Annotated in this window: 15 protein-coding genes; 6 read left to right on the top strand and 9 right to left on the bottom strand. The window is 40.4% G+C overall.

Going from position 1 to position 15,965, the window contains the following annotated elements; genetic code table 11:
- Positions 1-37: 37 nt before the first annotated feature.
- Positions 38-445 carry a hypothetical protein gene (locus BMY70_RS15885; protein WP_090336766.1) on the top strand — a complete coding sequence of 136 codons (408 nt, stop codon included), beginning with the start codon at positions 38-40 and terminating at the stop codon, positions 443-445.
- Positions 446-525: 80 nt separating this feature from the next.
- On the opposite strand, the gene BMY70_RS15890 is transcribed toward BMY70_RS15885, so the two are convergent.
- The 8 genes from BMY70_RS15890 to BMY70_RS15925 all read right to left on the bottom strand — a co-directional run bounded on the left by BMY70_RS15890 (position 526) and on the right by BMY70_RS15925 (position 9,163).
- Entirely contained in the window at positions 526-1,362 is an 837-nt protein-coding gene (locus BMY70_RS15890) for a fumarylacetoacetate hydrolase family protein (RefSeq protein WP_090336768.1), read from the bottom strand.
- Between the two features lie 125 nt (positions 1,363-1,487).
- Entirely contained in the window at positions 1,488-1,958 is a 471-nt protein-coding gene (locus tag BMY70_RS15895; protein WP_090336770.1) for an RES family NAD+ phosphorylase, read from the bottom strand.
- Position 1,959: 1 nt separating this feature from the next.
- Entirely contained in the window at positions 1,960-2,388 is a 429-nt protein-coding gene (locus BMY70_RS15900; RefSeq protein ID WP_229209640.1) for an Xre family toxin-antitoxin system antitoxin, read from the bottom strand.
- A gap of 99 nt (positions 2,389-2,487) precedes the next feature.
- Positions 2,488-5,340: an excinuclease ABC subunit UvrA gene (uvrA, locus tag BMY70_RS15905; RefSeq protein ID WP_090336774.1), complete on the bottom strand. Its 2,853-nt coding sequence runs from the start codon at positions 5,338-5,340 to the stop codon at positions 2,488-2,490.
- A gap of 169 nt (positions 5,341-5,509) precedes the next feature.
- Positions 5,510-7,042, bottom strand: coding sequence for an ArnT family glycosyltransferase (locus BMY70_RS15910; RefSeq protein ID WP_090336776.1), 1,533 nt, complete (start codon positions 7,040-7,042; stop codon positions 5,510-5,512).
- Positions 7,043-7,080: 38 nt separating this feature from the next.
- Complete coding sequence (locus BMY70_RS15915; protein ID WP_090336777.1) at positions 7,081-7,737, bottom strand: phosphatase PAP2 family protein; 657 nt, start codon at positions 7,735-7,737, stop codon at positions 7,081-7,083.
- Positions 7,734-8,534, bottom strand: a complete 801-nt coding sequence (locus BMY70_RS15920; RefSeq protein ID WP_090336779.1) for a cysteine hydrolase family protein — start codon at positions 8,532-8,534, stop codon at positions 7,734-7,736. The genes BMY70_RS15915 and BMY70_RS15920 overlap by 4 nt, the downstream gene beginning before the upstream one ends.
- 80 nt (positions 8,535-8,614) lie before the next feature.
- Positions 8,615-9,163, bottom strand: coding sequence for a hypothetical protein (locus BMY70_RS15925; protein ID WP_090336780.1), 549 nt, complete (start codon positions 9,161-9,163; stop codon positions 8,615-8,617).
- A gap of 559 nt (positions 9,164-9,722) precedes the next feature.
- On the opposite strand from BMY70_RS15925, the gene BMY70_RS15930 reads away from it, so the two are divergent.
- The 3 genes from BMY70_RS15930 (at position 9,723) to BMY70_RS15940 (ending at position 12,821) form a co-directional block, all read left to right on the top strand.
- Positions 9,723-10,700 carry a glycosyltransferase family 2 protein gene (locus BMY70_RS15930; RefSeq protein WP_090336782.1) on the top strand — a complete coding sequence of 326 codons (978 nt, stop codon included), beginning with the start codon at positions 9,723-9,725 and terminating at the stop codon, positions 10,698-10,700.
- Between the two features lie 14 nt (positions 10,701-10,714).
- The gene (locus tag BMY70_RS15935; RefSeq protein ID WP_229209642.1) at positions 10,715-11,470 is read left to right on the top strand and encodes a DUF5672 family protein; all 756 of its coding nucleotides are present in this window, start codon (positions 10,715-10,717) and stop codon (positions 11,468-11,470) included.
- A gap of 91 nt (positions 11,471-11,561) precedes the next feature.
- Positions 11,562-12,821, top strand: coding sequence for an OmpA family protein (locus BMY70_RS15940; protein WP_090336785.1), 1,260 nt, complete (start codon positions 11,562-11,564; stop codon positions 12,819-12,821).
- Positions 12,822-12,872: 51 nt separating this feature from the next.
- Here the strand turns inward: BMY70_RS15940 and tpiA are convergent, their stop codons facing one another.
- On the bottom strand, positions 12,873-13,634 hold the full coding sequence (gene tpiA / locus BMY70_RS15945) for a triose-phosphate isomerase (protein ID WP_090336787.1): 762 nt from the start codon (positions 13,632-13,634) through the stop codon (positions 12,873-12,875).
- A gap of 281 nt (positions 13,635-13,915) precedes the next feature.
- Here tpiA and BMY70_RS15950 point away from each other — a divergent pair, with 281 nt between their 5' ends.
- Both BMY70_RS15950 and mnmC2 read left to right on the top strand, forming a co-directional pair.
- Positions 13,916-15,184, top strand: a complete 1,269-nt coding sequence (locus tag BMY70_RS15950; RefSeq protein WP_090336789.1) for an aspartyl protease family protein — start codon at positions 13,916-13,918, stop codon at positions 15,182-15,184.
- Positions 15,185-15,235: 51 nt separating this feature from the next.
- Entirely contained in the window at positions 15,236-15,877 is a 642-nt protein-coding gene (gene mnmC2 / locus BMY70_RS15955) for a tRNA (5-methylaminomethyl-2-thiouridine)(34)-methyltransferase MnmC2 (RefSeq protein WP_229209676.1), read from the top strand.
- Positions 15,878-15,965 lie beyond the last annotated feature (88 nt).

Raw genomic sequence — 15,965 nt, forward strand, 5'->3', positions numbered from 1 at the left:
AACAACATTTTTTGTAAACGACTGAAATAACAGAGCCATGAAAACTATAAAATTACTTATCGTATTAGTCCTTTTCAGCTTACAGGCAAGTGCTACCGGATATTCTCATAATATGTTTGTCGCGCATAAAAAGCTTCAGGCGGGAAAAGAAATTCATGCGGTAAAAGAATATGGCTCAAAAAGGGTCCCGGCGAAATCTGTCATACACAAAACAGCAGTAGTTCATCAATCAGGACTTTCGGCTATTTCCTACACAAAGGATCTGGCTACAAAAATGAGCCGTATGGTGACGTTGAATGAGAGAATAATCGAAGAAGTACCAACTTCCTTTTTTGAGAAAGAAGAAGCATGTGAAATTAATAGTTCTATTGCAACAAAACTTGCAGGATTTATCAAAGATGTGCTTTATACTTTTTTGGGAGCATCTTCTTTAACCGGATCTTAAAATTTGATTACAAGAAGTTTACAAATATTAATTAAGGTTGGCAGGTATGATTTTCGGGTCATACCTGCTTTTTTGTATCCCTAACCAACAGTATTGGTAAGTGTTCCGATCGGTTCGATGGTAATATGCACAGTATCACCGATTTGAAGTGTGAAATCAGATGGAGGAATAATTCCGGTGCCTGTCATAAGGTAAGAACCAGTTGGAAAGGACATCTCGCGGTATAAAAAACGCAGCAGTTCGTCTGCCTTACGTTTCATGGAAGCGAGAGTGATTTCTCCATTAAAAACTTCCTCACCTTCGCGGATGATCGAAAGATCAATAACAGTATCAGGAGAAAGGGGTTCTTGCGGAACATAAAGACATGGGCCAAGCGCAGCACTCCCAGTATAAGACTTTGCCTGAGGAAGATACAAAGGGTTTTCGCCTTCGATACTTCTCGAACTCATATCATTGCCAATCGTATATCCAACCAAAGTTCCCGATTCAGAAGCAAATAAAGTTAATTCTGGTTCAGGCACGTCCCATGTCGAATCCCGACGAATCCGCACGGTCCCATGATTTCCGATCACTCGCCAGGCAGTGGATTTGAAAAAAAGCTCCGGGCGTTCTGCATCGTAAACCCGGTCATAGAAAGTATCGCCACCCGCCTTTTCAGACTCTTCCATCCGGGCTTCCTTACTGCGATTATATGTTACTCCGGACGCCCAAACTTCCTGGGTACCAATCGGCGCCAGGACTTCCGGCATTGGAAATTCGTCGGTGAAAGTCACGGAGATTAAACTTTCTGCCTGAAGTGAAAGCCATTCATAGAGGTCATCGCGGTTGACCACAATATCCCAGTCTGTTTCTGGCAAGCGATAAAAAGTATCTCCCTTTTCAAGTATTATCCCGTGTTCGGTTTTATATAACTTCATGGTTCCAATGTTTGTTTTGCTTCAATAAGCCACAAAAGTGATGCCTATACTTTAAGATAAGTACGAATTTTAGAAGCATTGGGCTATCTGGACACGAAATTTTTTAAAGAATAGAAAAATATTTTTTACTCTTTTAAACGCCATAACCGTCTGTCAATCGGGATTTTTTCCTGGGAAATTAATTTTACCTGAACAAATAAGTCATGGTTAGGGTGAAGCAGGATATTATAAGAGAAAGGAACAAGGACGGAAGGTAGGCCAATCGCAAGAACATCAGGATTTTTTAACCAGCTATCAAGCCAATTCTGTGTTCTTTCGTAATTTTTATCCTGCCAAAAAGCAGGTATTTCTTCACGAGAGTAGAATCGTATATTTTCAGGGATATTGATTGAAGAGAGCCAGTATGTGGGAAGATCTTCATACCGGACGCCAGGAGCATGGGCAAGTGCTTCAACCAGCCCTAATTCCGGTGTAGACGTTGTGTAAAGAATACCAGTTCCCTTTGGGTTCCACCGCGCTCCATACAGGCGACTTCCTTCCGCCGATAAAGCCTGGTCCCGAAATTTTTCCCGGATAATTCTGTAAACTATCTGCATATCAGGCAGGTAAGCCAAAGTCTAGTCGGCCAAGCACGTCATCTACAAGTGAGAAACCTGTAACAGTATCCATCAATTGAAGTGGGCTCTGATCATTTAATTCTGATAGTGGTGTCCTCAACCAATTTCGCACGATGGTTTCTTTACCTTCAAAAGTATCCAAAGCATGAATCAGAATATTTTTTAACAGGAGCAACCTTTCAGAAGCATCTGTTCCCAATCGTTTATTCAAAGGAATGCGGTGAAGATTGCGAGGCGTCATTCCCAATAAATATGCCATTTCATTATCGGTAAGTTTTACCAGGTTAGAAACAGTGTCTACCAAAGAACGATCAACGCCTTCACGGGAAGCCCTGATAACTGAAAATTCAGAAATTGGTATTGCGCTGTAAGAAGCTGCCCGCTCTTCAAACATGTTGTATTTAGCCATAGTCGTGTAAAAAATGGAATTGTGTCATAAATCTAAGTGACTTATGTCGCAATTCCAATTCTTATTCCAATTTCAACTAAAAAACTAAAAGCCAGCTTTTTATATCTTTTCTTTCAAAAAATCAGCCGTAAAGTTTCCTTCAAGTTTTGCCATTTCCTCAGGAGTTCCGGCAAAAGTAAGATAGCCGCCGCCGTCACCGCCTTCTGGCCCAAGGTCTAGAATCCAATCAGCGCATTTGATCACTTCCATATTATGTTCAATGATAATCACGCTGTCTCCCTGATCGACCAGTGCATTGATTGCTTTTAATAATTTTTTGATATCATGAAAGTGAAGGCCCGTCGTCGGCTCGTCAAAAATGAATAACGTTTTGCCTTTATGCGAAGAACCTTTTCCAAGGAAAGAAGCAAGTTTCACACGTTGAGCTTCCCCACCGGAAAGGGTATTTGACGATTGCCCAAGACCAACATATCCTAACCCAACTTCCTGCAAAGGCATCAATTTATCCGCCAGTTTCGGTTCCGATTTTCTGAAAAACTCAATGGCTTCATCAACCGTCAGGTCCAGAATATCGGAAACATTCTTCCCTTCATACTGTACTTCCTGAATTTCCTGTTTGAATCGTTTTCCATTACAACCCTCACAAGTCAGATAAATGTCAGCCATAAACTGCATTTCCACTTTTACCTGACCTTCTCCCTGACAAATTTCACAGCGTCCGCCATCGACGTTGAAAGAAAAATGGGAAGGTTTATACCCACGCGCTTTCGATAAAGGCAGATCAGACATCATCTGGCGGATGTGATCATATGCCTTGATGTAAGTTACCGGATTTGAACGTGAAGACTTTCCAATCGGATTCTGGTCAATCATTTCGATTGACTCAACACGATCTACACTTCCGCTTAGCTCATTGAATTTTCCGACATCTTCACTAAACTCACCTTTCAATCGCATCAGTGCAGGATACAGAATCTTGCGTATCAAAGTTGATTTTCCTGAACCGCTGACACCGGTTACGACAGTCAGGTTATTCAAAGGGATTTTTACATCCAGGTCTTTAAGATTGTTTTCCCGAGCACCTTTTATTTCCAGAAAATGCAATGTTTTTCTTCTGACAGACGGAACAGGAATTGAATCATGCCCTAATAAAAAATCTAGCGTATGAGAATTCAAACTGTTTTCTTCACCACTCTCCTTCAATTCTCGAATCTCATCCCAGTTTCCCTGGAATACCAGATTTCCTCCACCAGTTCCTGCTTCCGGTCCGATATCAATAATCTGATCTGCGGCGTGCATAACTTCTTCTTCGTGCTCTACGACAATCACGGTGTTGCCCAAATCACGAAGAGATTCCAGAACACCTACGAGCCGTTGTGTATCTCTCGGATGAAGTCCAATACTCGGTTCATCGAGTATATACATAGAACCCACAAGCGCGCTTCCAAGTGAAGTGGCAAGTTTTATTCGTTGAAACTCTCCGCCAGAAAGTGAATTCGTCAGACGATTTAAAGTCAGATAACCAAGTCCCACCCGGTTCATATAATCTAAGCGGGTTTCAATTTCCGTCAAAATTCTTCTCGCAATGCTCCGGTCATGGTCGTTGATTTCAACGTTATCAAAAAAAGTAATAACATCCTTGATCGGCATTAAAACTAAATCCGTAATTGAAACGCCACCTACTTTCACATAAGAAGCATCTTTTCTAAGACGGGAGCCGCGACATTCCGGGCAGGTTGTCCGGCCTCGAAAACGCGATAACATGACGCGATACTGAATTTTATAGGTCTGAGATTCGAGCTCAGCAACAAAGGCGTTAATACCAGAGAAATATTGATTGCCCGTCCAAAGCAATTCTTTTTGCTCGGCAGTTAAATCTTTATACGGACGGTGAATCGGGAAATCAAATTTGACGCCATGACGTATCAGCGGTTGCAGCCATTCGCTCATTTTTTCAGAGCGCCATGGTGCAATCGCACCGTCATAAACGGAAAGATTTTTGTCAGGAATGACCAGTTCCGGATCTATCCCTAAAATTTTACCAAAACCTTCACAGCGTTTGCAAGCTCCAAATGGGTTGTTAAAACTGAAAAGATTAACTGTTGGTTCTTCGAAAACCATCCCGTCAAGCTCAAATTTATCAGAGAAAACTCGTTGTTCTCCGCCGACCACCTGAACGAAACAAGCGCCTTCCCCTTCAAAAAATGCAGTCTGGACTGAATCGGAAAGGCGATACTGTGTATCCTCATCATCTTTTTGAACGGAAGCCCTGTCAATCAGAATAAAAATTTCTTTTCCTTCAAATTGATAATCTTCTGGTTTTTCCAGCACTTCCTCAATGTAGGCAGTATCTGAACCGATCATGATCCGGTTATATCCTTTCGATAAAAGTATCGTCAATTCCTCTTTAACAGACCGGCCGTCGCGGACTAAAAGTGGTGTTAAAATTAACACACGGGCTCCTTCTTCTTGTCCAAGAATATAGTTTACTACATCTGTCACTGAATCTTTCCGAACCAGTTCCCCTGAAATGGGTGAATAAGTATGACCGATCCGGGCAAAAAGAAGTTTTAAATAATCGTAAATTTCTGTTGAAGTTCCGACTGTCGAGCGTGGGTTTCGCGTATTTACTTTCTGCTCAATAGCGATTGCCGGTGAAATTCCTTTGATGTATTCCACCTCCGGTTTTTCCATACGACCCAAAAATTGCCGGGCATAGCTACTCAAACTTTCTACATACATACGCTGGCCTTCTGCGAATAACGTATCAAAGGCCAAAGAAGATTTTCCCGAACCCGAAAGTCCGGTTATTACAACCAGTTTATTTCTTGGAATAGCGACGTCAACACTTTTCAGGTTATTAACGCGCGCGCCCTTAATCAGAATAAATTTCCTCGGATCTAATTCGTCAAACTGAGCAGCTTCAATCCGGGTCACAGGTAATTGCGTCATATATAGAAAATCAGGTCGATTAGCTCGGGTTTTTTGCTTTCCCGATCTAAATATTAACCCAAAAATCGTGCAATTAGTTTGTGTTTCCTAACACGAATTGTCGACTTCGATACTAAAAGTAGAAAAATAACGGAATAAAAATTAAGAAATTGATACTCAAAATATCAATTTACTTTGAAGCTACTTTTGCCAGTATATATCCATGTTTGTTATAAAAAACTTGCTGTAAAGGAATATTTTTAAGATGATCTATTTTTGTGAATACAATTTCACCTGCGGTCGGCTCCCGTTCCTCTGCATATAATCCTGAATAAAAATGAAAACTTGGACTATAATGATCCAGTACGACAATGGTTCGAAAATCATTTTTTTTTGCAAAAAGTGCGGCTTCTTTTACTGGTTTTTGCAATAAAGCGCCAAGTCGGGGCATCCATAAAATGTTGATCGTTATCAACATAGTGAGACCAGCAATGCCCATCCTGATTTCGGCTGACCAATTCTTGTTCAACCAAACCAGTAGTAATGTTGCTAACAACACCAGCATGGCAATCAAATAGAAATGATCAAATTCAAATGGTACTCCTTTTAATACTTCCAGAGCATAGGCGTCGCTAATTTTTGGAACGACAAAAGGAAGTAGAAATGGAATTGCGGTAAGTAAAATCAATAACACGGATGCTGGCCAGATAATCGGGAGCCGGTCATTATTTGCCGCATACCATCCTCCCAAAACGCACAGTGGGGAATATCCGTAGATAATATAATGATGTAATTTCGTACCGGAAAAGGAAAAAAGAACGAACACAAAACAAAACCAGATCATCAGATAAGACAGCCATTTTTTTGACCAGATATAATTTATTTTTGTAAAGGATTTTAAAATAATAGCGGTGAAAGGCAGCAAGCCAAGCAGCAATACCGGGATGAAATAAAATATTCCACCGTAGTGTCCTTCGAATGCCGTCTGAAAACGGTTTACGTTATGGTTCAGGAAAAATCCATTAATAAAAGCATCGCCGCTGTATTGATATTCCAAAATATACCAGGGAGCAGAAATGGCCAGAAAAACCAATATCCCGATCGGATCCAAAAGACGTAAAATCGAATTCCAGGTTTTCCATCTGATGAGGTAAAAAATAAACACAACTCCGGGGATTAATACTGCGATAGGGCCTTTGGCAAGAAACCCGATACCGGTAAAAACGTAAAAAGCCCAGATGAATTTTCTGTTTTTCTGTTGAATAAAATCAAAAAGACAAAACATGGCACCTGTCAGTGCCATGTTTAAAATACCATCTGCAAGTGCTGCTTTTCCAACAATTGTTATTTGAAGAGACGAGGCAGAGATAAGTGTCGCAAAAAAGGCGGATCTTTCATCCAGTCTTTTCTTGGTGAAAAAATAGATCAGGAACATCCAGAAAACCGAGGCGAGGCAGGATGGAAGACGCATCGAAAACTCGTTCCAGCCGAAAATTTTTGTCGTTCCGTATTGAAGCCAGTTAGTTAACGGAGGCTTGTCGAAACGCTGTTCCTGATTAATAAAAGTGGATATAAAATCTCCGCGAACTGCCATTTCTCTTGTTCCTTCTGCGAAAAAACCTTCGTCTTCATCGAACAATGGTGCATTGCCGATACCCCACAGGAAGCCGAAGAGTACGAACAGCACAAGAAAAATTTTTCGGCTTATTTCTGTTGAAAGCATGGCCAGTGTGTGTTAGGAATTGTTTTTAGAATGATTTTCTAAAATAATTTCGTCAAGCCGCCGTCAAGTCTTGGATCGGTTTGTGCTGCCCAGTATTGGTTCATGTAAAAATAAACCAGGACCGAAACCGGAATTGCGACAAAAGCGGCAACGTAAACATCACCAAGAAAATGGGCTAATAAATAAATCCTCGAATAAGCGACCAGTAGCGGAGGAATTAGCAGGAAAGGTTTAATAAGCGATGATTTGCATTCAAGAGCAAGGACTGTAAAAAGGGCAAATGCAGAAGTTGTATGTCCGGAAGGAAAACTGTTGAAATGATAAAGCTGAACACCTTCAACTTTATGCAGCACAGGAAGTAAAGAAGCGAGGATTTTAGGAGGACGATAAATTTCAGCGAAGACCATTTGCTTCAGGAATTGCACAACAATTCCTGAAATGGCATAACTAAGAAAAATTTTTACTGCAAGCCGATAGGAAAAGAGCGCGGCGACAAGTCCTGAAACTAATATAAAAACGCCGTCTCCGATGTGCGTGCAAGTCTTAAAAAAAATGTCTGCGAACGGTGTCCAGTGTTTGTTGACAAAGAGAAAAATAAAGTTCTGAGTAAACAATAACTGGATGATACTGAGGACGATCCAGATAAGAAAAAAAGGTAGAAAGAATGATCTGTGTCGCAAACAAAATAATCTCATGAGCTGGTAAATATGTCCCTGGAAGTTTTGAATTCAATACCTTTTTCTTTGGCTTCTTCGAAGATCGGGTCAGCCAGATGTCCCCAGCCTGTTACGTCCGACATGCAGTCTGCAAGGACTTTAACTTTCGGTGAAAGCTGAGGAGCATAAATTAATATCTGTTTAATACTGGTAGCCACACAGTGTGAACGCGCTTCGCCAACAATGAGAATCTGATCGAAAGAGCTTAATTCATCAATAAATTTCTGATCCAGTTCTGTCTCTTTTTCGCCTTCGATAGGTACCTGCGCACGAAAAACACCAAAGTGTTCGGTCAATGGATTTGTTCCTTTGATGACAGCTTTGTAGTCCGTACCTGTGCGGTGCGTCCACGAGAGAAGCGCGTGTAAAATGGTATCATCCAGTGAAGCGCCGCGGGATCCGATCAGGCAATGTTCCGGCCAGATAAAATGTTTAAATTCGCCTTCACTTTCCAGCGTTTCAAGATAATTTAAAACATACTCCTTTTTATAGCGAGGTGTCCATTTTCCGGATTTTACAGCGTTTGCCGTAATTAAAGTAAAAGGCGCAACCGTATTCCCATTTGGATCTTCCCAAAATAAAGGATGCGCAATATCAAGAACTTTGTGTGTGTCGAGTGTCACAAAAATCTGAGTGATGCGCTCACCATAGGAGGCGATAAGCTGTGCTATTCTTTCGACATCATTTTCTGCGCCGGGCACAAACAAAGTGCCTTTTGGGTTGCAGAAATCAAACTGAGCATCGATGATCAATAATGCTGTTGTTTTGTTGGTCATATAAGAAATTGCTTTTCGGTTGACAAGAAATATAAAATTCAGGATTACTCTGTTACGTCAGGATTAAGTTTAAGTCATTCTTATTCCCATTCCTCTGGCACATTTAATTGTCGTGCATACATTTTGGAGCATAACTGATGCACGAGTTTGAGCATTTTATTTGTGTCTTTTTTATAATCGACACGGTAATCTTCTTCCAGTTTATTTAAACCATTCAGAATTGTCAGCGCTTTCTTGGCAATGTATAAAGCACATTTGTCGGTTCTGGAAGTATACACTTTCAGCTTGTCGGAATAACTGCTCAGGAAAGTATTCAACAAAAAAATATTCAATTCCAAAGCGCCGATTTTATCTTTTGTCACTTTCACATGATAGGTAATATCGCCGCTCAGATTTCGCATATCCATCAGAATCCATCCCGGCGAATCCTGCACATTTTTTGTCAATCGTGTAATTCGTGCCATAATCGACTCGCGCCGCTCCTGAATTGTTGACGATTCTTCGATCAGTTCAAAATATAATTTATCAGTCAGTGCTTTGTCCTTCGTGATCAGTCTGATAAGCAGCTTATCTTTTTCCTTTGGCGGCATTTGAATAATAGCCTTCTTCAGTTGGTCTTCTATCGGCATATCGGTTTCCCGTTAATAAGTTAAATTTTGGTATACGACAAAACTAGGATACCTTTGATTTCATAACACACTATATCAAATGAACGTAATTCTATCCTTTTATCAAACGTCAGCATATGATGTAACATCTATGCCCGGCGACAAGTGTATTCATAATTCTTCCGTTTGAATATGCACACTTCAAAAATTTCCGAAATGTCTAGCCATACAACAGGTATGCTATGCGACTCATTTTCGTGGTAGTCAATGATTTTCAATCCTTTATTTAGATAAAAAAATAAAATATTAATCCGGAAAAGGGTTTCTATCGTATGCTTATATATTTTATCGTAAATCTCTCTAAGCAATGGTGAAAAGTTGCGGTTCGATATTCAATAACACGAATTTGCCGGTTATAGATATTGCATTTTTCTTCGAAACTTTTTATGCAATTGGAGAAAACGGCGTTAAAATTTTAAAAAGCGAAGAATAGTTTATTAAGTAAGGCTCTTATTAATTGAAAAAATATATTAGCCTCGTAACTTGCACTCTTTATGTATTTAAAATTCCGATACACAATATGATTTCAGTGGCCATGTGCACTTACAACGGGGCAAAATATCTGCCTGAGCAGTTGGAGAGCATAGCCAATCAGATAGTCCCTGTTGATGAACTGGTTGTGTGTGATGACGGTTCGAATGACGATACCATTCAGGTTTTAAGATCTTTTTCGGAAAAGTTACCTTTTCCCGTTTTCATTCATCAGAATGAAAAAAATCTTGGGTCTACAAAAAATTTCGAGAAATGCCTTTCCCTATGTAAGGGCGATATTATTTTCTTTTCAGATCAGGACGATGCCTGGCGGACTGATAAAGTTCAAAAGCAGATAGAATATTTTGATACTCACCCAAATATTGACGCTGTCTTTTCCGACGCGATGATGATTGACGATGATTCAAATCCAACCGGCCGAACAATCTGGCAGGAAATTGAATTTGATGATATTGCGCAAAATAAATGGGTGAGTGGAGAAGCGCATGAAATTCTTTTTAAAGGATTTGTAGTAACGGGCGCAACGCTTGCAATCCGTAAATCTGCGTTACCAAGGTTAATGCCATTTCCGACGCATATACCTGACCTGATTCATGACGCATACATCGCGATGATTTTAAGCCTTCAGGAAAAAATTGAGTTTATCAGTGAACCTCTGGTTTCTTATCGAATTCATGCACGTCAACAGGTTGGCTTCGGCGCAAAAGTTGAGCATGTCAGATTCAGGGACCGCTTTTTTCGCGACAGAAATGAAAAACTTCTTCCCTTGCAGGAACGGGCCGATAAACTCGAACAGATTTATCAGTTGTTAATGGGGATTCCTCTTTTTCCAAAAGATAAATTAAAGAATTTGCTGCTTGCGAAGGAGCATTATAAAAAAAGAGCAAAATTGCCCAAAAATCGCCTTGTGCGCGTAGTTCCGGTGGTAACAGATATCGTAAAAGGAAGATATCTGTTTAGCAGCAAACATTGGTGGCTTCCGGTTTTCGGCGATTTATTTGAGTAATAATTTATTTATAAGTGAAGATACAGAAACAGGAACCGGGTGTAGCGATTGTTATTCCAGTTTATAAATTGGAATTGACGGAATCGGAAAAGTTGTCGCTGCGGCAATGTTTGAAGGTTTTGTCAAGATATCCTGTCATTTTTGTTAAACCTGATGGTCTTGATTTTGCTGAAATAAAACAAGAATATCCGTCGATCAGTTTTAAGTCATTCGAGGATCATTACTTCAAGGGTATTGATTCTTACAACCGGTTAATGATTTCCACGGATTTTTATAAAGCTTTCTCGGACTTTGAGTATATATTGATTTATCAATTGGATGCTTACGTCTTCAGGGATGAATTAACAGAGTGGTGCCGGAAAGATTATGACTATGTCGGCGCTCCTTCGTTACATCAGGAAGAATTTGACACGTTATCTTCTGATCAGCAGGATATCTTTGCTAAGGCGCTTTCAGGTAACCGCATTGTTTTGAACGGAGGTTTGTCGCTTCGGAAAGTTTCTGCTTTTTTGCGTTATCTGAAAATTTACAATACTTTTTATCCGGCCTGGCTTGGTAATGAAGATATGCTGTTTTCACAGGAGGCCACCAGATTGATCCCCATGAAATTATTTCTTAAACTTCCGCCGTGGAAGGAGGCATTGCGTTTCTCTTTTGAGAAAAGTCCGGCGGCGACTTATGAAATAACTAATCATGAACTTCCCTTTGCCTGCCACGCCTGGGAGCGCTACGACCCCGAATTCTGGTCGGCATTTATTCCTCAGAAATAATTGTTAAGTCAGTTTAACAATTTTTAACAAACTATCCCCCGCGCTGCTGCGTTTTTGAAGTTAATTCGTAAAAAATTAACAAAGAATAACCATGACCTATAAATCGCTTTTTGCCTTTACTTGTGCTGTTGCGCTTTCACTTACTGCTGCTTTTGGGCAAATAACTGAAAACCCAAGAGTAGAGGAACAATCTGCGCCTTATGTGAAAATTAAACGGGTTGAACTGACGGATGAATTCACCATAATTTATTTACAATTCACTGAAAAAGGCTCGCTAACAATTCCGGAAAGATCTCCTGTTCCTCTACCGGATTTTCGACAAATACCATCACCTAGAAGGCAACAAGTTCCGGAAACGCCAAGAATATGGCTAGATCCGGAAACCAGGCTCTACAAGCCGGGAGAAATTAATATGAAATTCAAGCTGATCAAAGCAAAGGATATCCCAACGCAATCAAGACGTGAAGTTACACCTGGAGAGGTAGTAGATTTTGTCGCATATTTTGAAAAGCTTTCTCCCGGGATCGAGATTTTTGATTTTTATGAAGGTAGGGCGGGAGAAGGTGGTCAAACCTGGAATTTCTATGGTGTGCATATCAAAAACCCTTTAAAGAAAAATTCAAAAACAACATCGAAAGTTGCGCCTAAGGCTGTTAAACCAGCTCCTAAACCGCCATTAGCAAACAAACCCGCGGAGAAAATTGAAGAAAAACCGACCCCGGTCGAAGAGGAATTTGTCATGATCAAAGGGACAGTTTACGATTCAAAAACTAAAAATCCGATTCCTGCCCAGATAACTTATTTTGAAAAAGGGGATTCGTTGCAGTTCAAATCTTCATCAGGGAATTACCGGATTGGTATCGATCCTAAATCCAGTTATGATTTTAGTGTTTTGGCAAATGGTTATTATGGAGCAAATTTCAGTTTATCACCAGCTGATTCTTCTGCAAGAGGCTCGTTTTCAAGGGATATTTACCTGATTCCGCTTGCAGTTGGTGAAACCATTGCACTTCCTAATATCTATTTTGAAACCTCAAAGTTTACTTTACTCACGGAATCATACGACGAGTTAAATCGGCTATCGGAAATGATGAAGGAAAATCCGGGTATCAAAATCCGAGTGGAAGGTCATACCGATAATGTGGGTGACTTTGATAAAAATCTCGAATTATCGGCGAACAGAGCCGCATCAGTGAAAAAATATTTAACTGGAAAAGGAATAAGCGAAGACCGGATTGAAGCAAAAGGTTTCGGGGCCACAAAGCCTCTGGCAAAAAATGGTTCAGAGGAAGAGCGGAAGAAAAACAGACGGGTTGAATTTGTCATAACACAAATAAAATCCGCAGAATAGGAAAGGAAAAGGTCATTCAGCATTCGCTGAATGACCTTTTTTATATCTGAATTATCTCGCTTTGATGATATTGATAAACTCGCGGGATTTCAAAGAAGCACCTCCAACTAAACCTCCGTCGATATCAGGTGAAGCGAAAAGTTCGTCTGCGCTCGCAGCTGTTACGCTTCCACCGTAAAGGATAGAAATTTCCTCAGCAACTTCGCTTCCATATTTTCCAGCCAAATGCGCACGTAAGGCGGCATGCATTTCCTGAGCTTGTTCAGCGCTTGCCGTCAAACCTGTTCCGATTGCCCAGATTGGTTCGTAAGCAATAACTACTTTCTGCAATTGCTCAGCAGAAAGGTGGAAAAGACTTTCAGAAATCTGATTTTTGACAAATCCGATATAATCCTCATTTTGTCTTTGATCCAAAGATTCGCCGCAGCAGAAAATTGGAGAGATACCGTTTTCAAGCGCAATGTTTACTTTCGCAGCAAGCAATTCATTTGACTCAGCAAAATACTGACGACGTTCGCTGTGACCGATCAAAACGTATTCGATACCGATCGACTGAAGCATAGCAGCAGAAATCTCGCCTGTGAAAGCTCCTGAGGCTTTATCTGAGCAGTTTTGCGCAGCTAATGCAAAATTCGGAGATGTCTCAATATATTTTTTAAGGGTAGTCAGATAGATTGCAGGAGGGCAAAGGATCACTTTAACGTCTCCTTTAACTTCGTCGTTCGCAATGTTTACAAGCTCAGATGCTAAAGCAACAGCTTCATCTGCAAGCTTGTTCATCTTCCAATTCCCGGCAACTATTTTTTTTCGCATAATTAATTTTATTGTGTTAAATCCTCGTTTTGCGCTACAAACTTACCATTATTTCCTCATTTCCGGTATTCTATTCTTCCTTAAAAATATCTTCAGAATAATAAGGTAATTGCAAGATTTTTTTGTGTTTATTATAGAATAAAACATTATTTTTACATAAGAAACCGATTTCGATCAAATGACTACTTATCGTCCCGGACAGGATATAAATCATTCGTAATGAGACCAGTTAATTCATGAAAATAAAATAGAAACCAAGGTTAAAAAGAAAGGAGGCCACGATGAAAACTTTTATCTGGTTATTGGTAATCAGCTCGCTCTTTATTTCTGATGCTGCAATGGCTGCATCACCGGATGGCACTGAGAACGCCGAAGAAAAATATGGATACTTTTTAGATAGAAATCATAAAACGGCCCGGATACCTTTTGAACTGCATTCAAATCTTATCCTGGTTTATGCGCGCATTAACGATGTCGACTCGCTGCGGTTTATTCTCGACACCGGAGTAAGTTCAATCATTATCACGGACCCGTCTGTTCTGAAACCGGATAAATTGCGGCTGACCAGAAAAGTAAACCTGTCAGGAGCGGGTGAAGGGAAGTCAGTAGCAGCACATGTTGCTATTGATAACCGTTTTGCAATGGGACGGCTTCGGGCAAATCATCAAAATATTGTTGTTATCGAAAAAGACTTCTTACGACTTTCTGAGTATGTCGGAGTGCCGGTTCACGGAATTTTTGGCTACGACATTTTTAACAATTTTGTAGTAACCATCGATTTTTCAAAGAGAGAACTTTTACTTACGCAAAATGGAAATTATAAATACAAACCCAGCAAGGGCGATAAACATCCGATTGTAATCGAAGATACCAAACCATTTACGGATGCAGTAACTTTATTTGCTGACGGAAGAGAAAAACCAATCCGTGTTTTAATCGATACAGGTGCTGGACACGCTCTTTTACTGAATAATTCTCCTAAGGAAACCTACCGTCTTCCTGAAAAAGTCATTCGTGCGCAATTAGGCAGGGGGTTAAATGGCGTGATCAATGGAAATCTGGGCCGTGTTGACCGAATGAAACTGGGTCGTTTTGAACTGGATAACATCGTGGCTTCTTTTCCCGACAGTGCAGGGTTCAGTGCCAAAATAGGAACTAACGTAGAACGCCAGGGAAATATTGGCTGCGAATTGCTTCGCAGGTTCAAAGTTACAATGAATTACCAAGAAGGTTATATGGTTTTGAAACCTAACAAAAGTCGGTTGCGTGAAAAATTCGAACATGATATGAGTGGTATGGAAATTCGGGCGGAAGGAAGTGACCTGCGTTCGTATTTTGTTAATCACGTTCAGGAAAAATCACCAGCTGCCGGTGCAGGCCTTATCGAAGGAGATCAGTTGCTTTTCATAGACGATCATGCGGCAACGGAATTAAATGTCAGCGAAATTTATAAATTGATGCAGCGTGGCGACGGAAGGAAAATCGATTTGCTGGTTAAACGGAATGGAAATATTTTCTTTACCAAGCTTACACTGCGAAGAATGATTTGAGTATTTTTAAGGCCGCAACTAACTATTTGCTTTATTTTGGAACGCCTTAAATTGACAGAGGACGGGTCGCACTCCTTACTCAATTCGCAATACAATCAGCATTATCACTCTGTGTCTGGAGCTCTCAAAGAGTCCAGACACATTTATATGAACCTAGGACTAATTCCTGTTCTTGAAGCCGCGGAAAAACCTGTCCGGGTATTTGAAATGGGTTTTGGAACAGGTCTCAACGCATTCCTTACCTGGCAGGCCGCCGATCAGTATCAAAAATCAATTTTATATACAGGCGTTGAAGCGTTTCCAGTTTCAATGGAAGAAGCCTCGCAGTTAAATTATGAAGATGTAACTTCGTTTAATGGGTTTTTAAAACTGCATAAATCTTCCTGGTTTGAAAATCATCAGCTTTCAGAATATTTTACTTTTAGAAAAGAGCAGCTGACTTTACAGGAATTTTCCAGCGAAGAACTTTTTGATGTCATTTTTTACGACGCTTTCGATCCCAAAGCTCAGCCCGAACTATGGACCGAAGAAATACTCGGAAAAATTGCGTCTCAAACCTGCCCGGGAGGCGTTTTGGTAACATATTCTTCAAAAGGAATTGTAAAACGAGCCTTAGCTGCGGCAGGGTTTTCTGTCGAAAAACATAAAGGGCCAGGGAAAAAATGGCATGTTTTGAAAGCTACCAAAATCTGACAAAAACTATTCGGTTCGGTATTTAGTTTGTGAGGGTTCGGTTATTAAATACTTTTGTCAATCGTTACGATCTTTGTAAATCATTATT

Origin of the sequence: Dyadobacter koreensis (genome assembly GCF_900108855.1) — a bacterium.
GTDB classification, from domain to species: domain Bacteria; phylum Bacteroidota; class Bacteroidia; order Cytophagales; family Spirosomataceae; genus Dyadobacter; species Dyadobacter koreensis.